Here is a 24508-nt window from a genome sequence, read left to right as displayed (position 1 = left end):
TAAAAACATTGGCCGACATCTCAGATCACATGCAACATTTCGCCGAAAACACAGAATAATCGACAACTGGGCTCTACGTCATCAGTTAACATGTCCGCTTTATCCGATGGCGCGCCACTGCTTCAAAACCGTGAAAGCCTGGAAAGGATGTGAACTGTCGGCCCTGTGCTTGATGCCGGAAATCAAGATGACTTTTCAAAATGAGATCGTTGGCAGAGAGGGCTGGTGTCCAAATGGCAGAGGCACTCAGACGCCAACATAGAGACTGAACGTTCGCTACGCGCCGGACATGTCGAATTTTATTACGCTTTCCGAGAGCTACGCCTATATATGGGCGAACAAACACAAGCACGCGCCTGCTAAGAGGCCGTCGCACTCGGAGGATGTTTCCATTACCAACCAGATTCCCACCGGCAATACAGGTCTCGATGTCATCCTGCACGGAGGCCTGCCTGCCGATCGGCTTTATCTGCTTGAGGGCGCTCCAGGAACAGGCAAGACTACGCTGGCGCTGCAGTTTCTCCGTGAAGGGGTCAAGCGCGGTGAGCGGGCACTTTATATCACCCTGTCCGAGACCAAGGAAGAGCTCGCGGCGGTCGCTGAATCCCATGGCTTCAGTATCGACGAGTTCGACGTCTTCGAGCTGTCTGCAGCCGAGGAGGCGCTTGGCGAAAGCCGGCAACAATCTGTGTTTCACGCCTGGGAAGTCGAACTGTCTGAGACGGTCAAGCTCATTCAGGCCGAGGTCGAGCGGGTCCAACCAACTCGTATCGTTTTCGACAGCCTGTCGGAGATGCGGCTTCTGGCGCAGGACTCGCTGCGCTACCGGCGCCAGGTTCTGGCCCTGAAACAGTATTTCTCGCCGCGTAAGTCAACAGTCCTTATGATTGATGACATGACCGCGTCGGGAGACGGGCGCGACGCCCACCTTCATAGCTTGTGCCATGGCGTCATCACTCTGGAACGACTCACGCTGGATTTCGGGGCATCCCGGCGACGCATGCAGGTTCAAAAGCTGCGTGGTATAGACTTTGTTGCGGGCTACCATGATATGAAGATCCGTAAAGGCGGTCTCGATATCTTCCCAAGATTGATCGCGTCCGATCATCACACTCCCTTCGTCGGCGAGCCAGTCGAGAGCCGCGTCAGCGAACTCGATGCTCTGATGAGCGGCGGTCCTCTTCGAGGAACCAGCACGCTAATCTCCGGTCCGGCAGGCACAGGCAAGACAACGATTGTTCTCCAATATATCTACGCAGCCTGCGAGCGTGGCGAGCCGGCAACGCTTTACGAATTCGACGAGCGCGCCGGCACGATGATGGTGCGCGCCGCTGCGTTCAATCTAGACCTGCAGAAACACATCGACAGCGGCATGCTTGTCATCCGGCAGATCGATCCGGCTGAGGTATCACCGGGAGAGTTCGCAGCACTTGTCCGAAGTGAGGTCGAGGATCGCTCGGCACGACTGATTGCCATCGACAGCCTGAACGGCTACATGGCCGCCATGCCGCAGGAACAGCAGCTCATTTTGCAGATACACGAGCTGCTTGCCTATCTGAACCAACAGGGTGTCGTCAGTTTCCTTATCAACCCGCAGCAAGGTCTCCTCGGCAGCATGTCGACAACCTTGAACATCTCCTACGTCGCAGACGCCGTCATCCTGCTGCGCTTCTTCGAGGCCAATGGCCGCATTCGAAAGGCGATCTCTGTTCTTAAAAACCGCGCCGGACAGCATGAGGATGCGATCCGGGAATTGCGGATCGATGCCAAAGGCATTCGTGTCGGCGAGCCTCTCGTCAACTTCAGGGGCGTCCTGACTGGTACGCCCGAATATGTTGGCGAGCGCGGACCGCTGATGGAAGACCGGTAACGTGGATCATAAGACAGCCAACGAAGGCTACCGCGTCCTCATCGTCGCACCCTATGGCCGCGATGCGGAAAGCATCTCCGCTCTGTTGACCACGCACGGATACCGCACAGGGGTAATCTCGTCTGCATCGGAACTGATCCCACAGCTCGACGAGCGCATCGGCGTCATCATCATGACCCAGGAGGCCCTGGCGGGCGAGATGGGTGGATTTGACGAAGTATTGTCAAACCAGCCCATCTGGTCTGACATCCCCTTCATTCTGCTCGCGGCACAGAGTACCGCGCGCTCCGGAGCCAAAGCTCATGCAGCCCGAATGCAACTGTTCGACCGGTTCAACAATGCCGTGGTTCTCGAAAGGCCGATCGGCATTCCCTCGCTGCTCAGCGCGACGAAGTCGGCGATGCGATCGCGTCAGCGTCAGTTCCAGATGCGCCGCAGGCTAATCGAGCTCGAGCAGAGCCGCGAAGCACTTGTCGCCAGCGAATTGGAACTGCGTTTGGTTGCCGACTCACTGCCGGTGCTGATCGGCTTTATCGGTCGTGATTTGCGTTACCGTTTCGCCAATGCAGCCTATGCCGACTGGTTCTACCGCCCACCCGAAGACGTTATCGGTAAACATGTGCGCGAGATCGTCGGAGACGAAGGCTTCGCCAAACGCGAGGATGCGATCCTTAGAGCCTTGGGTGGAGAAGAAACACGGATCGAAATGTCCTGGCCGCATCGCGACGGGCGGCAACGGGAGGCCGAGATCCGTTATCTGCCGCGTCGGGCCAAAACAGGTGAAGTGGATGGCTTCTATATCTTCAGCATCGACATTACCGATCGCAAGCAGACCGAACATCAACTCGAAGCCATGGTTGGCGAGCGGACCGCAGCTCTCACGTCGGAGATGCAGGCGCGTGAGGCATCGGAGACTGCCCTGCGCCAGAGTCAGAAGATGGAAGCGGTCGGACAGCTCACCGGCGGTATTGCCCACGACTTCAACAACATGCTGACGGGAGTGCTTGGCGCGCTGAGCATCATCAAGCGGCGTATTGCAAGCGGAAAACTAGATGATCTTGACCGCTTCATCGACGCAGCATCGACCTCCGCCCAGCGCGCCGCGGCGTTGACCGCACGCCTTTTATCCTTCTCGCGTCGTCAGTCCCTCGATGCCAAGCCGATCGACGTGACCGAGCTTCTTGCATCGCTTGACGATCTGCTGCGCCGCAGCGTGCGCGAAAATATTGCCTTGCGCGTTGTCGCAGCGGCAGACCTCTCCCTGGCCGTCGCCGACGCGAACCAGCTGGAAAATGCGATCCTCAATCTCGTCATTAATGCACGCGACGCCATGCCCGACGGCGGTCAGCTGACGGTCGAGACGAAAGCGGTCGAACTGGATGCGATCTACATCAAAACCCGACCTGGCATCAAACCAGGCTCTTACGTCATGGTTTCAGTCAGCGACACTGGCGTCGGCATGCCGAAGGAACTGCTGGAGAAGGTCTTCGATCCGTTCTTCACGACGAAGCCGCAAGGGCAAGGAACCGGTCTCGGTCTCTCAATGGTCTACGGATTTGCACGTCAGTCCAATGGCCAGGTGCGGATCCATAGCGAACCTGGGATAGGAACGACCGTTTCGATCTACCTGCCTGTCGGCGTAGCTCCCCACGCAGCAGTTGATGACCACAGCGATCAACCCGTCCCCGAGGGTCGCGGCCAGACAGTTTTGCTGGTGGAAGATGATCCGTCAGTTCGACTGCTCATTCTCGAGGTTCTGAAGGATCTTGGATATGAAGCGCTTGAGGCTGAGGATTCCAACGTTGCCGTCACGATCCTGGAAACTGGCCAGCCGATCGACTTGATGGTTTCTGACGTCGGTCTGCCGGGCATGAACGGGAGGCAGCTGGCCGAGGTTGCGAGGCAGCATTACCCTGATCTACCGATCCTGTTTGTCACAGGCTATGCCGAGAACGCGGCTATTCGAGCCGGCTTTCTCGGGACCAACATGGCGATGATCACCAAGCCCTTCGTTATGGACGTTTTGGCTGAGAAGATTTCGGAAATGTTACCCAAGCAGTCGTGAAGATAGTCAATCTCGGAGGCGGAATTGGACGCATACGTATTTTCCACGGACCACGCCGGGTCTTATCCGCCATACCTTTTCGTAGCCGACCAGAATTCTTCAAGGCCGGGTCATCCTGGAGGAAAGTCTTGGGTTCCCTGGAAGGCCGTGAAGCTGGAGACAGATAAGACGGGCGCTAAACCAAGCGCTGTTGCCAGTGCCGTTACGGCAGATGGCTATCACATATCTGATGAGATGGATCCTCAGGAACAGGATTGAATGAGGGAACTCTGCTGACCGGCCTGGATTCTTCGCGCGCTCCACCTGAACGGGATGATGGATAACGACAAGCGGATCGGATCTGGGTTGGTCCTCGGTGGTTTGCTCAAAGGTATTCAGTCCCCAGGAAAACCGCTAGTTCAGTGTGGCCGTACGAAAGGCATTGCACATGGGGAGGTCGGAATTGCACACGCCAAGCGAAAGCGCGCTGAGTTTTAGAAGCGACCCTCGAGCGGACGCTGCAAAGCTATTTGCTGGCCCCGGTGAAGTGCGTTCTTTCGCGCGCGATCTTGATTGGTCCGACACCGTCCTCGGGCCAACCACAGACTGGTCACCGTCGGTGCGAACCATGGTGCGGTCGATGTTCGACTCTCCCTTCCCGATTTGTCTCTGGACCGGTCAGCATTACGCCCTGATTTACAATGACCCCTACCGCCGCATTTTGGCGGCCAAGCACCCTGCAGCCCTCGGTCAACCCGGTGCGAAAGTCTGGGCCGAGATTTGGGAAGAACTTCAGCCTCAATTCGATGGTGTGCGGGCGGGTGGTGAACCGATCTATTTCGAGGACGCTCCATTTGTCATGGCACGACTTGAAGGCGGAGGTTCCGAGACCGCCTGGTTCAACTACTCGCTGTCGGCACTCCGCGAAGAGGATGGCGACGTCGCCGCGGTTTTCAACATCACACCCGAAACGACGCGCCGCGTGTTGCTTGAGCAACGCCTTCACGAGGATCAGCTGGCGTTAGGGGTGAGTGAGGAACGCTTGCGCCTTGCCGTCGACAATGCCGACGTCGGCTTCTGGGATGTCGACCTCATCGCCGACACACTGACTTGGCCGCCGCTGACCAAGGCGATGTTCGGCATATCTCCCGACATCCCGGTGACGATGCACGATTTTTACAACGGTCTCCATCCGGATGATCGCGCAGCGACGACGGCCGCCTTTCTCGCTGCTGCCGACCCCGCTCAGCGTGCCGTATACGATGTCGAATATCGCACGACCGGCAAGGAAGACGGTATCGAGCGGTGGGTTGCGGCGAAAGGCCGTGGCGTATTCGACAAGGAAGGACGCTGCCTTCGCGTGACGGGCACGGCGCTCGAGATTACTGCTCGAAAGATCGCAGAGATCCGCCGAAATGCCATCATCGAGCTCACGAGAGCTCTTCGAGACCTCCAGGATCCCGCCGAGATCGCCTTCGTCGCTTCGGAAATGCTTGGGCGGATGCTGGGTGCCAGCCGGGTCGGCTATTCGGCGATAAACCCCGACACCGACACGCTTCACACTGATCGCGATTGGACCGCCCAAGGGGTGGACACACTCGCCGGTAGCTTGCCGCTGCGGGCCTATGGCTCTTTCGTCGACAGTTTGAAAAGTGGTGAGTTCATCGCCATAAACGACACCCGCAACGATCCTCGAACCGCCGGCGCCGCGGCAGACGCTTTGGAGAGCAAGAGTACCCGGTCGTTCGTGAATGCACCAATTCTTGAGAAAGGCCGACTGGCTGCTGTCTTCTTCGTCAATCATGCGGGTGTCCGTAACTGGAGCGACGGCGATCTCGGCATGATCAAGGAATTCGCCGAGCGCACGCGCAACGCGGTCGAGCGCGCCCGGGGCGAGAATGCGTTGCGGGAGAGCGAGGCGCAGTTACGCGAATTGAACGAGACGCTGGAAGCTCAGGTCGCGGCGCGCTCCGGGGAACGCGATCGCCTGTGGAACTTGTCCGAGGACATGCTGGCCCGGGCCGACTATACTGGCATGATGTCGGCGGTCAGCCCTGCCTGGACACGGGTTCTCGGATGGACGGAACGTGAGCTGCTGACACGTGGCTATGCCACCTTTATGCATGCCGACGATGAACCTCCGACGCTCGAAGCCATCGGACGGATGGCTGAAACTGGTTCGCCAGCCCGTTTCGAAAACCGCATCAGCGCAAGTGACGGTTCCTGGAAACATATTGAGTGGACCGTCGCCCCGGAATCGGATGGCAAAAACTTCATCGCGGTCGGACGCGACCTGAGCGAAGTCAAGGCGCGCGAATTGGAGTTGGAGCAGGCCCAAGAGGCACTGCGGCAAAGCCAGAAGATGGAGGCAGTGGGCCAGCTGACCGGCGGGCTTGCCCATGATTTCAACAACATCCTTGCCGGTATCAGCGGCAGCCTGGAAATCATTTCCAAGCGGCTGGCACAAGGCCGCCTCAGCGATGTTGACCGCTATGTCGGCGAAGCGCAGGGATCAGCCAAGCGTGCCGCCAATCTGACGAACAGGCTTCTCGCCTTCTCGCGTCGCCAGACACTCATCCCAACCCCAGCCAAACTGGATGCATTGGTGAACGGAATGCTCGACCTTGTCAGCCGAAGCGTGGGGCCTCAAATCCGTATTGAGACCATAAACGCGGCTGCAATCTGGAGCACCTATGCCGATGTTGGCCAAATCGAGAATGCACTGCTCAACCTTTGCATCAATGCCCGGGACGCCATGCCGGACGGCGGCACCATTCGGATCGCCACGGACAACGCGGAAATCGCCAACAGCGAAAGACGTGCGCTTCCGCTTGAGCCCGGTCAATATGTTCGGCTGACTGTTAGGGACGACGGCGCTGGCATGTCAAAGTCCGTGCTTGCGCGGGCCACCGAGCCATTCTTCACAACCAAGCCAATCGGCCAGGGAACGGGTTTGGGACTTTCGATGGTCTATGGCTTTGCCGCGCAATCCGGAGGTGCCGTTGCCATTGAATCGGAGGTTGGCACCGGCACCACGGTCAGCATCTACCTGCCGCGATACGGTGGAGACATGCCCACGAACGTTGAAGAGGATGTTGCTACACCCGTCTTGCCGACCGAGGTCAAAAAACAATCCTGCTGGTGGACGACGAGGTTCTCATTCGCATGGTCGTTGCCGATCAATTGGACGAATTAGGATATGTGGTCATCGAAGCCGGCGACGCAACGCAGGCGCTGAAGCTGTTCAACGATGTCGCCAAAATTGATCTCCTGCTGACTGACGTTGGCCTCCCAAACGGCATGAATGGGCGTCAGTTGGCCGATGCGGTTCTGCAGCAGAGACCGGGACTGCCGGTCGTATTCATAACCGGGTACGCAGAAAAGGCGGTTCTCAATGACAAAGATCTGTCGGCCGGTATGAGGGTGCTGACGAAACCGTTTGCCACAGAAGCGCTCGCTCAGCTCGTCCAGAACGTCTTAGAAAGGGTTTAGCTATTGATCCTCGATGTCGCCGCGTGACGGAAAAGACATATTGACCGTGGCAAACAGCCGTCGCACGCCTTGAGGAGATTCGAACCTTCGACCCGGTAGTACGTTAAACCAAAGGCGCTGATTGTAATTGTAAAAAGAGATTCACTTGCGCGACCATCATGTTACCGTATGTTCTGAGATCAGTTTTCAGGATGTAGACTTTGTGTCTTGAGCGCGATGCTGGATTTTCGGCCGCTGCTTCCACGAACGTGATAGGAGCGAGTAATGAAATATTGTAGCTTCCGACGCACGATCCCAGTGTGGATGACCTCCGCCACCGCCTTATATTGCCGCCCCGTTTTGTATTAGAATGGCTCAACGAAGAGAGAATGACCGTGTCGAACGCCAAGCAAATCCTTGCCATGTTGCGAAGTCGCGCTGAGGGCGACGATGACCTGTTTTTCTCGATTGCTCTCCAGATCGCCGCATCCGAAGCCCGTCAGGGACACAGGACTACGGCTGATGAAATGCGAGCCGAGGTTGACAAGGCCCGGGCCCGCAAATCCCGAGGAGCAAGTGTTGCCATTCCTCTCGGGGCGCCTCGAGGCGACCTCGAAGGACTTCTCGAGCTTCGCGAGCCACGCTTCAAGCTAAAGGACATGGTTTTGGCGCCGGGATTGCTCGACAGTCTCGAGGATATGATCCGGCAGCAGAGGAAGCGTGACTGGCTGCGGGAACATGGCCGCACTCCTAATCGCCGGGTTTTGTTTGTCGGGCCGCCTGGTTCGGGCAAGACGATGTCCTCGGAAGCGCTGGCTGGCGAGCTCAACCTGCCATATTACGTGATCCGGCTGGAAGGGCTTATAACACGCTATATGGGTGAGACCGCAGCAAAGCTCAGGCTAGTTTTCGACGAAACCGCAAAGCGCCGCGGCGTCTACCTCTTTGACGAATTCGACGCGGTTGGCGCGCATAGAACGTCGACGAACGATGTCGCCGAGATGCGCCGAGTCCTCAACTCATTCCTGCAGTTCATGGAAGAGGGCAATTCGACAGACAGCCTCATTGTTTGTTCGACCAATCACCCCTCGCTTCTCGATCGAGCGCTGTTGCGTCGATACGATCTCGTCCTCGAGTTTGAAGCGCCGACGGCCGACCAGATCAAGCAAATCATCGTCAACAACCTCAAGCCGATGTCATCAGCCAGGCTCGGCTGGACGAAAATCGTCAAGGCAGCCGACGGTCTCAGCCAATCCGAAATCGTCCGCGCGGCCGATGATGCAGTCAAAACCGCGATCCTTGATGAACGGAGGACGATTGCAACTGAGGACGTCGTGCAACGTCTTAACCAGCGTCGGGAGATGCGCGATGCTTTCCTCGATGAGAAGCGTGTACACTGACCGATGGCAGGCCGATTCACGCTTCCGCACATTGATGTTTCGGCGCTCCATACCGCAAGCCCCTATACCGGCACAGGAAGCGGTGGTTCAAGCGTCCCGCGCATCCGTGCGGAGCATGGACGCAAACTCAGCCACGAACTGGATGTCGCGCTCGCCGCAATTACTGAACTCAGGGGTGCAGATCCTAGACTGGAACCTGCCGCAGGCGGATACATCGAAGTTGAATTGCGGGCCGGCGCCAGTGCCGACGTTTTAGAATGGAAGAAGCAGGGCATACGCCCAGGGGCGACTAAGGACCGCGACAACGTGCGCACGGTGGCGCTCTATGTTCCGGATAATGCGCGAGAAGCCATCCAGCAGATCCTCGATGATTATCTGTCAGGTCCCCTCTCCCAGAAGGGTAATCCCCCAAATGCCAGTCGCGTAGAGAAAATCGAGGAGATCAGGCGCGCACGCCTTGAAGTCTTCTGGACCGACGACCCTAGTGCTCTGCCCGACAACCCTCAGCATCTGATGTGGTGGGCTATCTGGGCGCATCGCGATAATGAAGCGGCCGTTGAGGACGTTTGCCGCCGGCTCTCTCTGCGTGCCGCCTCCGCCGATCGCCGGCTGTATTTCCCGGAGGCGGTTGTGATCCCCGTTCTCGCGCGCCGCGCAGCGATCGAGTTGATGACCTTCGCAACCGGGCTCGTCAGCGAGCTTCGACGCGCGAGCGACAATCCGGTGTTCTTCCTTGAAGACGCCCAGGAAAGCCAAAACGAATGGGTCGACGATCTCGCCGGACGTATCATATGGCCTGGAAACGAGGTACCTGCCGTCTGCGTCTTGGATACGGGAGTCAATCGCGGCCACTCGCTGATTGAGCCGGCCCTCGCTGCAGCCGACCAGCACGCAATCGACCGTGACTGGGGCGTCGATGATCATCATAGCCACGGTACGGCTATGGCAGGCTTGGCCCTGCACGGGGATTTGACGGCCGCACTATCCGATCGGTCCGAGCGACGGCTGAACCATCGGCTGGAATCGGTGAAGCTCTTGCCGCCGCAGGATATGGACCCGAACGATCCCCACTCCTACGGCGTGATCACCCAGACCGCGGTATCGCTGGCGGAGATCGCTGCACCCGAGAGAAGCCGAATATTCTGTATGGCGGTGACTAACGACAATGTTTCCGGTGCCCGCCCATCAACTTGGAGCGCTGCGATCGACCAAGCCGCGGCCGGCACGATGAATGGAGACGACGACGAAGCTCCGAAAAGGTTATTCGTCATTTCTGCCGGCAATGTCCCAGCCGAGATTGAATACGCTCGGATTTTCCGGCAGGACGATTACCCGGCCGAAGATCCGAGTCAGGCTTGGAACGCCATCACCGTCGGCGGATACACCGATCTCAATCAGATCTCCGACGTGGGCTACGAAGATTGGTCGTGCCTTGCCGGCCCCGGAGAACTCAGCCCTTACAGCCGCACGAGCGTCAATTGGGCTCACGCCCGCGCGCCGATCAAGCCGGAAGTGGTCCTGGAGGCCGGTAATCGCGCACTCAGCCCGGCCCGCCGAGAGGTTCTCAGCCTCGACTCACTGTCACTTCTAACCACATCGCCGACGACCGGCGCAAACGCCGTTACCGCGTTTCAGGCGACGAGCGCTGCGACCGCACAAGCCGCGCGCATGGTCGCAAGGCTCACGGCCGAGCACCCAACCTATTGGCCGGAGACAATCAGGGCGCTTGTCATTCATAGCGCCGAATGGACCGAACCAATGCTTGAGCAGTTGAACAGTCCTGCGGGAAAGAAGGACCGGTACCCGCTGATGAGGCGGTTCGGCTATGGGGTACCTGATTTCGACCGCGCGTCTGCTTCGGCGCAGGACCATCTGGCGCTGGTCGCCCAGGTTGCTATCCAGCCGTTTCGTCTGAAAGGGCAGCGTGAATTCAACGAGTGCCACTATTATCAACTCCCGCTTCCAGCTGCGATCTTGGAGGACCTACAGAACACCGTAGTCGAGCTGAAGGTCACGCTGTCGTACTTCGTGGATCCCAATCCGGGGTTTTCGGCCAATGTCGATCCACAGCGCTACCAATCGTTCGGCCTGCGCTTCGACTTACAGCGCCGGGGCGAGCTTGCCGAACGCTTTAAGCAGCGGGTCAATGCCGCAGAGCGCGAGGATGGCGTGCGGGCACCAAGTCATGCCGACGATGCCCGATGGATGTTTGGCCCGGGCAGCATTTCGGCAGGCTCCCTGCATTGCGACGTCTGGTCAGGGCCCGCAATCGAACTATTGAGCCGTGAGCTGCTGTGTGTGAAGCCAGTCGTAGGCTGGTGGCGCAATCGAGCTGCCAAGAACATCGTCAATCGCGAGACACGCTATTCGTTGGTCGTGACGTTGAAAGCCCCAGGCGTCGAGGTTGATCTCTATAGTGGCGTGATCGCCGCTAAGGCTCGCATTGAGACGGCGGTTGCAGCAGAAACAGATATTCTGGTCTAGTCTCGCGAAAGGGGCCGTGACGACAGACGGCGGCTCCTGAAGGGATTTGAACCGGCGACCCGGGAGATCTTGACGCACTAAGTCTCTGAAACAGCGATGGAAGGTGGCCTAACGGCAATTTGTCTGATGAGCGCGTTGCAATTGACAAAGCCAAAACATGCTACCGAAATATATCGGCCTGATAACCACCGTTGTCGCAATCGACCATGATTTCACTTATAGGGGGGCCGCGGCCTCGTGGGATATCCTTCAACATATTCCTCAAGCAACCCGAAATGGTCAAGGATCCTGAAAGGATTGTTTGACGCAGCCTCTAACCGCTGAGCGTCATCAATAGAGCACCACGGACATAAATCGCGGTTGTCTCTTAGAGGCTCCGTGCATTCTGCACATTTCGCAATCGGAGGCGCGATGTCCCCATCCGCAAATACTCTGCCGTCACCTTCGCCGGTGATCAGATAAGGCTTAGGATAGCTGCGACCTATTTTACCGACATAGAAATCGGCGCCAAGCTCTTCCGCCGCTTCCATAAGAGCATCTTTCGTCTGCGGCGAAGATTTTGCGCCGGAGATTAACGCCGCGACACAGCGTTGGGGTACGTAGAGAATTTTGTGGCCGCCGACGTCATCGATATAGTCTTCGAAATTCACAGCGCGGACTTCCTGCTCGTAGCTCCACTCCAGATATTTAGAGAAGTAGCCCTGATAAATGATGGCGTCACGGAGGGCCATCGCGTCTCTTGGCTTTCTCCGGCGCGCAGCCATCTGCGCGAAGGAGACTAGTGTCTCACTTGGTCGCTCTCGATATGAGATCTCGCGCACTAAGAGGTCGGGGAAAACGCTTTGCAGCTCGGCAACATCGAACCCGATTACGAAACCTTTGTGATTGTTTCCATAGTGCGCCCACATCGGGGTCACGACGGGTGATTTAGAGAAACAGGTAGTCAGCAGCGACGGAATTTCCTGGACCACCTCGCTGTACGTCGCAAGTAGGTCAGATTCTTGCTCAAGGTCTACGCCGAGGAAAAGTTCGAATGGGTCGTTGTAATGTTCTGGCAAGCTACACTTGAAACCGACATGGCCATCACGAACAAAAACATGTTCAAGGACGCTCTCAGAAAAGTACTTGAAGATCAGTTTCATCAGGTCGGTCGCACCATGTTCCACGCTCCTGATACCCCAGCAAGGCTGGTAAAAGGCGTCACCGGATCGCTTTGCAAAATCCTGTTTATTACTCATGCACAACCTGACGCAATACTTGATGCGTCGACTATTCGACATCATCGTGTTTACGATCTTTAATCGCATTTCAAAGCTGGAACTCAACCTTACCGAAAGTCACAATGAGCCTATTTGCTACATGGCGCGGCAAACTTGATCTCCCGTCACTTCCCGAACGTACCTTGAAGATCGGCGGAAATCGCATCGTCCAGCACGTGTTCGGCGGTGCACGAACTCAAGCTGAGATCTCGCCCTCGGAGTTCAAGGGACACGACATCATCGTGACGAAGCTCAATCCACCGTATCGCGAGATACTTCTGCGCCACAAGGGCGCTCGCCGAGTAGAAACAATAATGCCGGTGGTGGTCGCGCCTAATGCAAATGATCCCGATGCACTTCCCAAGGAATTAGAAATTCAATGGGACTCGTTTGGCGAGCTGGCGACATATGCTGATACGCCGGAAAAGGTAATAGGCTCTTGGGCCAACGGATTTGACTTTCGTACGGAGGATGAGAAGCATAATCTTCCTGGCCTCCGGGTGCCGCAAATTGGCGCTCTACATGCGATTTCCGCCCACTTTTCGGTCGGCAAGCACTTCGAACCGGCTACAGTCGTCCTTCCGACGGGTACGGGCAAGACTGAGACGATGCTTGCAACGCTCGTGTATCGTCGCCTTGGTCGCACACTGGTTCTCGTGCCAACCGATGCGCTACGAAGTCAGATAGCCCGCAAATTCATAGGTCTCGGCGTTTTGCCTGAAGCACAGGTAATAAGCCTCGATCTCCCCAAGCCACGCGTCGCGGTGATCACCACGGGCATCCGTTCCATCGAAGATTTGGAGTCAATTGTTCGTAATGCGAACGTCATCATAGCCCTGCCGAACGTCCTGGAAGCCTCGGATCCGGCCGTGGTCCGCCGACTTGCGGAGGCATGCTCGGACCTCATCGTCGACGAAGCCCACCACATCACCGCGAAAACGTGGCACGGCGTCCGTGAGCATTTTTTGGGAAAAAGGATTCTTCAATTTACAGCGACGCCATTTCGTCGCGACGGTAAGCGCATCGATGGCAAGATCATTTTCAACTACAAGCTCGGAGACGCTCAGGCCGCTGACTACTACCGACCCATCAATTTGAAGACGATCGAAGAATATGGTGACGAAGAGGCACGAGACGTCGCTATAGCCAAGGAAGCGATCGCCGCTCTCCGCCACGATAGGGACGGGCTGAAGCTTGATCATCTGATGATGGCGCGAACACTCTCCAAGGATCGCGCAGAAACGATTGGCCGAATCTACCAACGTCTTGCACCGGATCTCAAACCAGTGATCGTCTACTCCGGCCCCGGACGCACAGTCGCCAATCGAGAAGCCATGACACAGCTATTCGATCGCGGAGCGGACGGCGCGAGAATCGTAATCTGTGTGGATATGTTGGGGGAAGGTTTCGACCTACCCAATTTGAAGGTCGCAGCACTCCACGACACACATAAATCTCTCGCCGTAACCCTACAGTTTATCGGCCGCTTCACCCGCAAAGGTGCAAAGGGAAAGATTGGCGAGGCCTCAGTTGTTATAAACATTGCAGATCCTGATGCAGAGTCGAGGCTCGCTGACCTCTATGCTGAGGGTGCCGACTGGGACCAAATAATAAAGCGGTTGAGCGAGGACAGGATTGATCAGGAATTACGCCTTCAGGACGTTGTTCTCGCGCTTAAGGAAACAGGCAACCTCCATTCGAATCTTTCACTTTGGAATCTCCGGCCGGCACTCTCGGCGCAGCTCTTCCGTACGAAATGTGTTGAGTGGAATCCTTTGGCTTTCGAGTCAGTTCTCCCGAAAGGATCCGAGACTTGGTATGCCTTCAGTGAGCACGACAATGTACTGGTTGCCGTGGTTCGGCGGGCAAGCGACGTCTCATGGGGCAACTACCAGAATGTGTTCGACACCATCTATGACCTACTGATTATCAAGTGGGACAAGGTTGCAGGTTCTCTCTGCCTCTTTGCCAGCGACTATGATGCCCTGCGATCAGAAAAGCTTGCCAAAGCGGTTACGGACGACGAGACCACGCTGGTTTCAGGGACCCCAATCTTCAATATCCTGAACAATGTCGAACTCCCGCTCGTGAAGAGCCTGGGCTCATCGCGCATCGGCGCAATCAGCTTCACCTCCTATTTCGGACCGAACGTCACGGAAGGACTCGCCAGCATTGAGAAGGCCGAGTCCTCTCTCAACAACCTCGCTTGTTTGGGATACGAAGACGGAGAACGAGTTCTATGGGCTGGAACTCAGCGTCGCGGTAAGGTCTGGCGACAGAAGGCCGGATCGATATCCGACTGGATAGAATGGACATCAGCGACATGGGCGAAGGTCACGTCGGACGTCGAGAGCGATAGCAACATCGTGCGCGATTTTTTGCGCCCGGAAAGAATGACGAAGCCACATGGGGCGTGGCCTATTGCGGCCCAATGGGGTGAGCAAGCGCAAACTCGCTTCAACGACAAGCAGTATGTCGTCTTCGGATCCTCGGAGGTCCCGGTGTTCGCTGTTGACTTGAATCTAGGGGATGTCGGTCCGGATGGAGTGATAGTCTTTCGTATCGAATGTGACGCGACAACCTCCGAATACCGCCTCGTCATCAGCGACGAAATGCCCGGTGGCTATTGCCACGAACACATATCCGGCCCGGCGGTCTCCTTCCGATACGGAACGCAGCCAGCAGTTCCGTTGGACGAATACCTCCAGAAGGATCCGTTCATCGTTCGCTATTCGGATGGCACCTCTTCTTACAATTGCTACCACATTCCGATGAAGCTCGAGGCAGGCCTCTACCAGCGGGAAAGGCTCGAAGGCTGGAACTGGGACGGCATCGAGCTGAATAAGGAGTCGATGCACAAGATCGGCGATCAGCGGACAATCCAATTCCGGACGTTCGAGCAGATCAAGGGTGAATTCGACGTTATCTTCAACGACGACGGAGCGGGCGAAGCTGCTGACCTCGTTTGCCTAAAGGATGTCGATGAGGCCACCATCCGACTGTGCCTCATCCACTGCAAGGGAGCGCACGAAGGGCGTGTATCCCAAGACATTCGGAATTTTTACGTCGTTTGCGGTCAGGCACAGAAGAGCATAACCGCAAAGCACGCTGGACTCCCGACCCTTTATCAAGATCTGAAGAGGCGTCACGAGATTTGGGGCCGCGAAGGTTACAGCCGTTTTCTCAAGGGCAGCATAAAGGACCTCTCCTATTTCAAGGAGAAGTCGCGTCGCGCGAAACTCGACTTCGAGATGGTTCTCGTGCAGCCGGGAGGCTCAGTCGCTTCAATCACGGACGACGCTCTGCGGCTCCTAGCAACGACGGAACTGTATCTGCTGAAGACTACGCAGGCGAAGTTGCGCGTCGTCCTTTCGCCCTGATTTCGAGCAGCTCCAAACAGGTAATCGAATTGTGTCCAGCAATCTTAACGTCGAAGAGCTCAGCAAAAGGTGCGAGCGAAGCATTGCGAAAATGAGCGATCGCGAAGCCTTCGCACATATCGGCGACCTAATAGACGACGGAGCCGACACCTCGCATGAGCGTGCCGTCAAACGCGGACTTTACTTGCTGGATGACCTATCTAAGCGCGATCTCGTGCCCGCAGATGGAGCGCTTGTAGAGTATTTCCGGGCAAACGCCTGGGCGGCTATGTCTCAGATCTCAAACGCCAGACGTTCCTGGGCATGGGACTCGCCGGAAACGCAGGAAGAGATGCTTGCGCTTTCACGCGCATGCGGCCATCCTGGCTTTCGATCTCTCGACCCGGTTCGCCGATGCCAAATCCTCACCAACCACGCGAACCTCTTGAACGTCGTCGGTCGAACAATCGATGCGATCGCTGGATGGGACGCAGCTCTCAAGATCATCCCTCACTTTGCGGTCGCTCTCGGAAACCGGGGATGCGGGCTTGCCGTCTACGCGCGTCTGATATTCACCGACTGGGAGCGAGCGATTTTGGCGTTGCATGCGTACGACAGCTTCCGATCATCGTTGGCCGAGGATGTGTTCTACGACTCCGGTAATCCGGCTAGACCAATGGCCTTTTTCGACAATCAGGCAGAGGCTCTGGCGAATGCTATTAACCTCGAGGAAGTCAGAGCGAAACAAAATCTCGATATAGGCCGTGAAGGCAAATCCAGAGCTCAGCGAGCCTATCGTCGCTGGTGCCTGAAGCACCGTCTGTTTCTGTGCCCGTTGAATGACCTCGGACCTTATCTCGCAGCAGCAGCTGATGACCTTATGCTGCCGCCGCTCATGGAACGGTTCGATGACCGACCCGATGGGCATCTCCCTCCACCAATTGTTGGCTTCTTCAGTCAGATGAAACAGGAATACGCCTCCGCGCGGTTCATGCTTTTCGAGGGCATGAGTAGCACCAGGATCCACTTCTCTGATCGCGACGCTATCCTCACTGATACACTTGACTACCCCCATTACTCGTTGGCTAGCGAGAGGGTTCGGACAGCCTTTCGCGTCGCGTATTCCCTCCTCGACAAGGTCGCCTTCCTCGTTGATAGGTATTGGAACCTGAAGAAAGTGCCGGAGAGAATTAGCTTCAAGAATGTTTGGATGGTGGAGGGCAAGTCACGTCTACTGCCCAGGTTCGCGGAGCTCGACAACCTACCTCTCCGCGGCTTGTACTGGCTTTCGAAGGAACTCTTTGATGATCAACTGAGGCAGACGACGGCGGCAGATGCCCGTGAGTTGCATGTAATTCGTAACGCCCTCGAACATACATACCTACGTGTAAGTGAAGGCTGGGCCAAGCCGTTAATGCTAGATCGCGCGGACGGTAGTGGCTTCGGGATATCTATTGGAAGTGACGAACTTGAAGCGAAAGCAATCCGTATAATGCAGATGGCCCGATCTGCATTGCTGCATGTGTCCCTAGCGATTGGTGTTGAGGAACGAAAGAGGGAGATAGAGAATCCAGGTAAAATTGGCGGCTCCATGCCACTTTACCTTCTTGCCGAAAAAAGGAAGCGGCCAGATCCTATCTGATCGTACTGGACATAAAAATTTTTCAAATCGGCGGCGTTTGAAATTTCTGGCGCCGTCAAAGATTGTGCTATCGCTACGACTCAAAACTTCACACAGGTTCGCCTCGCCGCCAAACCTCTTGCGAACTCGACAGAATAACCCGACAACCATCAGATGCTATTCCATGCTCAACTCCGAAGTCGCTGTGGAAATCTGACGACCTGCCCTGTCTCCAAATCGGTCGCTTCGACGACCGTTGGCGGTTTGGGAAGATATCCCACCGAGTCAAAGCTTTTCATGCCGGTGTCGGTTAGGCCGACAAGCTGAAGGATTTCCTTCCGAGGCAGTGCCAACATGTGTTCAAGGAAGTCCTGAGAATAGTCGCCCGACGCGACAAGGGCTTCGACACCCCTACGAAGCATCCTTGGACGCTCCATCACCATCACGTCATCGAACGGCTCGGGCTGCCTCCAGTCTCTCCGGTTCATCGAGATGTAAAGCCGCTTTTTTGCCTCGACGTCGATCATACCAAGGTCGAACGCCCGGGCGATCATTGCGGCAATCGACATGCCCCATCTCTTTTTCAAGGCATAAAAATAATCAAGTGACGGTATGGCGACTTCGTCCCAGAAGCTTTCCTTTGGAAAAAGGAAAGCTCCGGCAAACCGATGCGCCTGCTTTTCGATAATCTTGTGTAGGTCGGGATCGCGGTTCTGTTCCGCCGTCACGTTTTTATGCAATACAAGATGCCCAAGCTCGTGGGCCACATCGAACCGAGCTCTTGCGGCTGTTGCGCTGTGGACGTTCACACCGATAAATCCACGCTTGAGCAATGGCGACCGAAAGAAGAAGCCATCCTGCTTTTCGGAAGGGATATCCAGCATTGCGACCGGAATTCCTGCATTCTCAACGCTGAGTACGACATCCCGGATCGGCAGGCTGCGCAGCTGCCATTGCCGGCGTAATTCGCTTGCGCATTTCTCGATCATCACCGGTGATATCAACCGTACGTCACCGGGAAGGTCGACTTCGGGGATTGCCTGCTCAGGAAAATCCAGTTCCTCTTCGAGTGTCCAGAACAATTCGCAGAGCCATTTCATGCGTTGTTCGGTCATCTCACGGGCGGCCTTCGTCTCCGCGACCTGGTCGCGCCAGAAAACCGTTCCCAAACTTTCGGACCAAGCCTTCCGGGTAAAGAATTCGACCGGAAAAGCCAAGGCCATGGCAATAGCCTCAAGATTATCGTGGGTCGGTCTGTCTTGGTTTGCCTCATAGCGGGTTATAGCCATCGACGTCACGCCGATCTTATCTGCGAGCGCATTCTTACGAAGGCCGCTCGCCAGCCGAGCTTCCGTTAGTTTCTCACCCGAAAAATTTGCGACACCCTTAACCATTGGATCGCAACACGCCCTTCCCGTTCTTCCTTCTCACGATAACGCGATCTTCCTGTATGCTGTGGCCGTACTGTGATGCGCCAACATCGGTGCGCACACCTCCAAACATCGCCAGATCATGAAGATCAAGCCTCACAATCCAGTTTTCATAATCGGCGTCAGGGATCGCAAGCATTAATGCGCCAAGTTCGCACTCCCGCTCTCCAAACCTCGATCCACATGCACCGTGGAGTAGAGCCGCAAGGACGCCGTCGGACCAGTCGAGCAATTGGTGCGGACGGTCTCCAAGATCTAGCTCCAGCTGGGTAATGATCCCTGCGTACCGGCTGATTTCTTGTTTGTAGGCAGCAGCCCGCGGTCGGCCGCCGTAGAGAGAATCCATCGGCTCCTGCATTACGATAACCCGCCCGGCCTTCACAAAAAGCTTTCCCTGACCATTACAGGCTAGGCGCTTGATGTCGTATGGAATATCGTGCTTTTGGGCAGCGCGGATCAGCGCTTTAGATATTGCCGTGCCGCGACCCCGGGCAAATTCATAGTATCGCTGATCGGATGACAAGAGTTGATCATCAGCCAGCTTGTCATAGAGTTGTCGATACTCCCAGGCTGCGAAATTCGTCATACTCTCGACGAACGACGGTGTCAGTTCATTGCAGACGACATCTCTGAGTTCGCCACCCGGACGCATGAATCACCTCACATCAGACACATAAAGCCAAATGCACATTTTTTGTGAAAAAGTAAAGTCTATTCCGTCGTGGCCGAGCCTTGATCCCCTGTAACCGAGACTTCGACAACCGAACGGGTCTGCTGAAGTGGCCCCGGAATGCTCGATACATGGCCGATCCTGAAGAAATCTAGGTCCTCAAATTAGCTGTGAGGTTGGGCGAAATAGTATCCAGCAGACCTAGCAGTCGGTGCTTCGCAACTTCTGCATCTCTTGGCCCCGGCGCGAAGATCACGCAATCTGCCGCTCCGGGAAGCACCTCGAAGTCTTTCCAGGATTCGGAAGGGGGAGGAAAAATAACGAACCCGCCCATCGGGTGGCACCTTACTATCCCGCCATCGACGGACCAACCAAGCGTGCGACGATACTTTTCGACCGTTCTGGACTTGGGGTCCTTATGATGGTGCTCCGCGCTCGCTAGAGTGGCGTCGCCGACGACGAGAATACGCTCGTCCCCGACGGTGATCCTGAGGAGGTAGTCCGGAGTGCATTTCTCCTCAAGCCCAAGGAACGGGCGCTCCGGATCCATCTCCTGGTTCAACGCCGCCCACTCCAGGACGGGTACCGTTCGCTCGTGCGGAGGCGGTACCCGGGAATAATCCACGTAGTTAGGCTCCGCCTCGAAATCGAGCTCGATTTGCACATTTCCTTTTTGAAGACGCCACGAACACGCGTCCGGGGCCTTTTTCAGGTCAGTAATGCAATGTCCGGTGAACCCGAGCTCTCGAAACTCCTTCACCAGCCAGACGGCTCCCCAGAATTCCCAGAGCTTGTTCAAGAGAATCGGAGGATAGCGCGATCGCAGCGCCTCGGACTCGGCGATGGCCTCCGACATCAGCGGCGAAAACGCGCGCAGAAGTAACCGGAGACGATAGTCGCGATGAAACAGGGGGGTAGGGTAGACGAGGGTATTTAGTTCCGAGCTGTCATTGGCGAACCTCGCGATGATACTGGTCAGGTCGTCCAGTTCCATCTTTATCGACAAGAGCGTGGCCAGCCTTTCTTCTATTCGCTCCCTTCGCTTTTCGGCGTGGCCGCGTGTCGCCCGGTCTTCCAGCGATTGGATCTCTTCCTTACAGACGACCGCGCAATCGCGCAGCTGGGCGCATCTCCTCGCTGCCCAATGCGACACGATCGCGTTCTCCGGTAGAGGGAGGTTTCGTCTGGAGCGAGGACCCAGCTCGATGAAAGGCTCTCGTCGGAGAGACTTGGCCGCAACCAGCTCTTCGGTTGCTTCCCGGATGAGCTCAAACGCGGTTATTGAACCCCTCCGATCGGTTCCCCGGCTCCACGACCTCTCCGGCTTCGGGCTATCGACATCCCAAGCAGCAACTATCCCGAGTTCGCTCTCGATATCCTCGACCATGGCTATGACATCCCGTAGGTCTAGCAATAGGGTCGGTACTATGTAGCAGCGTAAGGTCGAGTCTTTCGGAACCTTGAGTTCAAGATTGATCTCACCGAAACGGCGATGCCTCGCGAGATAGGTTTCGAGGTCCCATCTCTGCCATCGGGCTCCGTCTTCTCGGCTCTCCTTCAAGTCACTGAGATTCGATTCGTCTTTCCTGTCCACTCGGGCGCTGAGCATCGGCCCGCGGATGAGTAGATCAAGGAAGGGCTTGTCGTCCCGGATTAAATATCGGGTCGCCGGGTTCCACGGAAGCTCCCTGTAGACCCCGTCGGCGTCCGCGACCCGAACAGCTATGATCGATGGAGCGCCTACTGCCAAGGCGATATGAACCCGAGACGCGCCTGATGTCGGGCGAGCCTCAACCGAGCCTTGGTTCTTACCAGTTCGTCCAGGCCGTTGGTCGCTTTCTCCATCGCGTCAAGCGCGGGCAGCACCTGGTCGATCGCGCCGGATAGCTTAACAAGAACGCGGCTTGCGACGATCCGGTCCACGAGCTCGCCGCGGTCCAGCAGGCCCTTGGCCTGCAGATCCAGTTGATGATGTAGGTTGAGTATCGCCCTGATGTCCCCCAGCACGCGGCGGGAAGGAAGCAGGTCATGGCGGAGGCCGTGTTCATGAACCGCTACGTGAAGCGCGTTGAGGATTTTCTCGATGCGCTCGTCCTTGCCAGCCCCACCATGGCTCACCACCGGGAGACCGGGTAGGGGATCGATATTTCCGAAGTCCACCATCCCGTCTGATTCCATGTCCCAAGGGATTTGGGAAAGCTCCAGGAGAAAGCAGCGGTCGATGACCTTAGGCGACGGGGGTCGGGAGAAGTCATCGACATTCATCGTTCCAAGTATCCGGCACGGCGCGATGCTGAGACCGCTTTCGATATGTCCATGACCGCCATCCAAAGCGTGGAAAAAGCGCGAAAGATAGTATTCGGGACGGGTTAGGTTGAATTCGTCGAAAAGGATCAGGTGCTGATCCGAAGTCTTGCCGAGCATAGGGCGAAGGAGGCCGGTTTCCCCGAAGAGGACGCTGTCATTTTCCCAGTGTGCTTGGACCGCGATCTCGTGGAAGGTCTCGCCGCGCGTCGTGCCTAGCATACGAGCGATCATCCGCACCAAAGATGACTTCCCGCAACCGGGAGGGCCGGCGAGCAGCACGACAGGTCGGACGGCCATTGCCAGCAACGTTACGACGATGTCATCGAAATGAAACGCCGGCGTATTTCGGATCACCGCTTCCTTGAGGGATAGCAGTGCGTTCGAGAAAACGGTCTCCGGCACCCGGTTTCCCCAATCGTGATGAACACTGTCGGCACGATCGGCCCCGTTTATCGGGGCGGTCGCGTTCCTCAGAGCGGGCTGGAGGAGTGAAGAGGCGGCGGCGTCTTGCGGCCGTGCAGTATCCGAATTTGAGGCCACCTCGACGTGCTCGTCACGTCGCTTTCCCGCTGTCTCCTGTGGTTCCGCGAGTGGTTGATCGTCGATTGAATCCACGAGTTCTGATGTGGACACAGTGACAGTCGCCGGAATTGCGTCGTCGCCAGAGGCCGTTCCGGTGCCGTCGTGCATCAGACGCTCGAGTTCGTTGGCTGAAGTCCTGCCGCGCTGGGCAGTCATTACGACGATCTTGGACATGCCAAGGTCCAGAATAACGTCGTCCGCGCCATCAATGGCGAGATCACCTGTCTCCAGCTCGCCTTCAAACGGCTCCAAAGCGGGTTCCGAGCGTTTTCGGAAATCCTTGCCCTCGATCCAGAGATACGCGACGCCGTCGATCTGGTCAGAGACGATGAAGGCTTTTTCCTCGTCGGGGTCCCACTTCAAGGACATCTTGCCGGGCGACTGTCTCACGTCCATGGCCTTGAACGGGCGTCCTTGGCGCGCGGACAATCCCGCTCCCAGCCCTGGAACCAGGCGCATTTTGGGATGAGAACCCGCCGCGAGGGCAGGCAGCCCCTCGATCGGCCTTATACCGCCGTCATCCACGAACGGATCGTTCGCATCGAGCACCACTATGCGCTGCTCCAATTGGCCGGGCTGCTTGATGCCGAGCAGAAGGGAATCGGGAAGCGTGGACTCAAGGGGAGCGGAGCGAACCTCGGTGTTGTCTGCCCGGCGGCTGCGAAGCCGGGGAGGATCGTAGTTCTGTAGGATATGGGCGAGACCTCCGGCTGCCGCGGCTATGGCGAAGGAGCTACCCACCCTGAGGACCTTAGGTTGTTCACCCTCCGGGAAGAGTGTTTCCATCATCGCTTCGTCGAAACCCGGCAGAAGGCTTGTGCCGCCTGCGAGGAGCACTGTGTCGATCAAACGATAGGCTTCCTGCGGTGACTTGACGCCCAGTTCCTGCATTCGATCCGCGCTCAACCGCTTTGCCTCGATCGAAGACGTCTGGTTTTCGTAGAGCCGCTCGCAAAGCTTTTCGAAAAGCGGACGGAGGTGAAACCACAGTTCCTTTGAGACCGACGACAATGCCTTCCGCGTCAATGACGACGGCTTTGTCGTGGTACCGCTTTCGAACGTGGTCGATTTTCCGCTCAGGCTGACCTTTATCTTGGCACTTTCGACCGCGCGCAATGCTTCCGCGGTCTCGGGCATCCCGAGCATATCGGCAAGACGGATATCTACCCAACGCCCTGCGTTACCAACGCTGTCGCCTCGAAGCGCTCGAAGCCGAAGGTCGCGTTGACTTCCCTTTTTGCCCGCAGAAACGATCTTCTGGTCACGTCGACTTACAATCAGGGTCATGTTCGCAGTAGAAGCGCCCACATCGACCACCAGGATGACGTTGTTTCTACGCTCCTCCAGCTCGAGCGTGCCTTTTACCAGGCGGAAGTATTCCGCCACCATCTCCGGCTCAGGGAGCAAGGTTATACCCGGTATCGCCGCTTCGACGGCTTCTTTGTATCGCGTGCGGGTCTTCTCCTCCGCGATTGACGGCATGAGCGCGTGCTTGCGATGCGATTGATACTCAGGCGGAAGACGATCCAGAAGCTTCCTGAGGTAAGCCCTGAAAACCTCGTCGCGATTGAGGGTTCGGAAGGGCGTGAAGCGGTCGCTACGGTCGAAGATCATTTGACGGGTGTCTTTTTCCCCGTGCAGCATCCAGTCCTTGATGTCGTCGATGCGATGGACCCAGCGCTCGCCGACAGGCTCATCGAGTTCCACCGACCACTGATCCTTTTCTGCCGCGGCCGGGTCGGCGACGACAAAGCATCGTGAGGGAAAGTAAGGCTCACCGTCTTCTTGAAGAAGAAATTTGAAAGCGTTGTCGAACATCTACCGGGCGGCCCCTCCAAGACATACACTCGTGAAGGAATTTGGATATACCAGGGCGGGTACTATGGCGACATGCAAGACGCGCCCGCGTTGTGCAAATCAGTGACTATCCACAGGTCCGCTAACGTTCACGCGTCTCCGGGGATGGCGCAGATTTTCAATGGACAGGTCGACTGCTTTGCGCTGATCTGTC

Annotated in this window: 13 protein-coding genes; 8 read left to right on the top strand and 5 right to left on the bottom strand. The window is 56.8% G+C overall.

From position 1 onward, the window contains the following. Positions 1 to 289: 289 nt before the first annotated feature. The 6 genes from GH784_RS22210 to GH784_RS22180 all read left to right on the top strand — a co-directional run bounded on the left by GH784_RS22210 (position 290) and on the right by GH784_RS22180 (position 11269). Positions 290 to 1870: an ATPase domain-containing protein gene (locus GH784_RS22210; RefSeq protein WP_153793786.1), complete on the top strand. Its 1581-nt coding sequence runs from the start codon at positions 290 to 292 to the stop codon at positions 1868 to 1870. A gap of 1 nt (position 1871) precedes the next feature. Beyond that, positions 1872 to 3935: a hybrid sensor histidine kinase/response regulator gene (locus tag GH784_RS22205; protein WP_323131488.1), complete on the top strand. Its 2064-nt coding sequence runs from the start codon at positions 1872 to 1874 to the stop codon at positions 3933 to 3935. 442 nt (positions 3936 to 4377) lie between these two features. Beyond that, on the top strand, positions 4378 to 7110 hold the full coding sequence (locus tag GH784_RS27305; protein WP_210251786.1) for a GAF domain-containing hybrid sensor histidine kinase/response regulator: 2733 nt from the start codon (positions 4378 to 4380) through the stop codon (positions 7108 to 7110). Then, positions 7080 to 7406, top strand: a complete 327-nt coding sequence (locus tag GH784_RS27300) for a response regulator (RefSeq protein WP_210251785.1) — start codon at positions 7080 to 7082, stop codon at positions 7404 to 7406. The genes GH784_RS27305 and GH784_RS27300 overlap by 31 nt, the downstream gene beginning before the upstream one ends. Positions 7407 to 7774: 368 nt before the next feature. Next, a complete protein-coding gene (locus tag GH784_RS22185) occupies positions 7775 to 8785 on the top strand; it encodes an AAA family ATPase (protein ID WP_153793785.1) in 1011 nt (336 codons plus the stop codon). Positions 8786 to 8788: 3 nt separating this feature from the next. Further along, positions 8789 to 11269, top strand: coding sequence for a S8 family peptidase (locus GH784_RS22180; RefSeq protein WP_153793784.1), 2481 nt, complete (start codon positions 8789 to 8791; stop codon positions 11267 to 11269). A gap of 212 nt (positions 11270 to 11481) precedes the next feature. On the opposite strand, the gene GH784_RS22175 is transcribed toward GH784_RS22180, so the two are convergent. After that, positions 11482 to 12507: a DUF2971 domain-containing protein gene (locus GH784_RS22175; protein ID WP_174073215.1), complete on the bottom strand. Its 1026-nt coding sequence runs from the start codon at positions 12505 to 12507 to the stop codon at positions 11482 to 11484. Positions 12508 to 12611: 104 nt separating this feature from the next. Between GH784_RS22175 and GH784_RS22170 the strand changes: the two genes are divergently transcribed. Together GH784_RS22170 and GH784_RS22165 are read left to right on the top strand one after the other, a co-directional pair. Continuing rightward, entirely contained in the window at positions 12612 to 15908 is a 3297-nt protein-coding gene (locus GH784_RS22170) for a DEAD/DEAH box helicase (protein ID WP_153793782.1), read from the top strand. 91 nt (positions 15909 to 15999) lie between these two features. After that, a complete protein-coding gene (locus GH784_RS22165; RefSeq protein ID WP_153793781.1) occupies positions 16000 to 17529 on the top strand; it encodes an LA2681 family HEPN domain-containing protein in 1530 nt (509 codons plus the stop codon). A 167-nt stretch (positions 17530 to 17696) separates the two neighbouring features. On the opposite strand, the gene GH784_RS22160 is transcribed toward GH784_RS22165, so the two are convergent. The 4 genes from GH784_RS22160 to GH784_RS22145 form a co-directional block, all read right to left on the bottom strand. After that, positions 17697 to 18902 carry an XRE family transcriptional regulator gene (locus GH784_RS22160; protein ID WP_153793780.1) on the bottom strand — a complete coding sequence of 402 codons (1206 nt, stop codon included), beginning with the start codon at positions 18900 to 18902 and terminating at the stop codon, positions 17697 to 17699. Continuing rightward, entirely contained in the window at positions 18895 to 19590 is a 696-nt protein-coding gene (locus GH784_RS22155; RefSeq protein WP_153793779.1) for a hypothetical protein, read from the bottom strand. Before GH784_RS22155 ends, GH784_RS22160 begins: the two co-directional genes overlap by 8 nt. A 169-nt stretch (positions 19591 to 19759) precedes the next feature. Further along, positions 19760 to 21358 carry a hypothetical protein gene (locus tag GH784_RS22150; protein ID WP_153793778.1) on the bottom strand — a complete coding sequence of 533 codons (1599 nt, stop codon included), beginning with the start codon at positions 21356 to 21358 and terminating at the stop codon, positions 19760 to 19762. Continuing rightward, entirely contained in the window at positions 21349 to 24315 is a 2967-nt protein-coding gene (locus GH784_RS22145; protein WP_153793777.1) for an AAA family ATPase, read from the bottom strand. Before GH784_RS22145 ends, GH784_RS22150 begins: the two co-directional genes overlap by 10 nt. Positions 24316 to 24508: the final 193 nt, after the last annotated feature.

The sequence above is a fragment of the Agrobacterium tumefaciens genome (assembly GCF_009649785.1).
Lineage (GTDB): Bacteria > Pseudomonadota > Alphaproteobacteria > Rhizobiales > Rhizobiaceae > Agrobacterium > Agrobacterium tumefaciens.
This window is presented reverse-complemented; position numbering and strand designations above follow the sequence as displayed.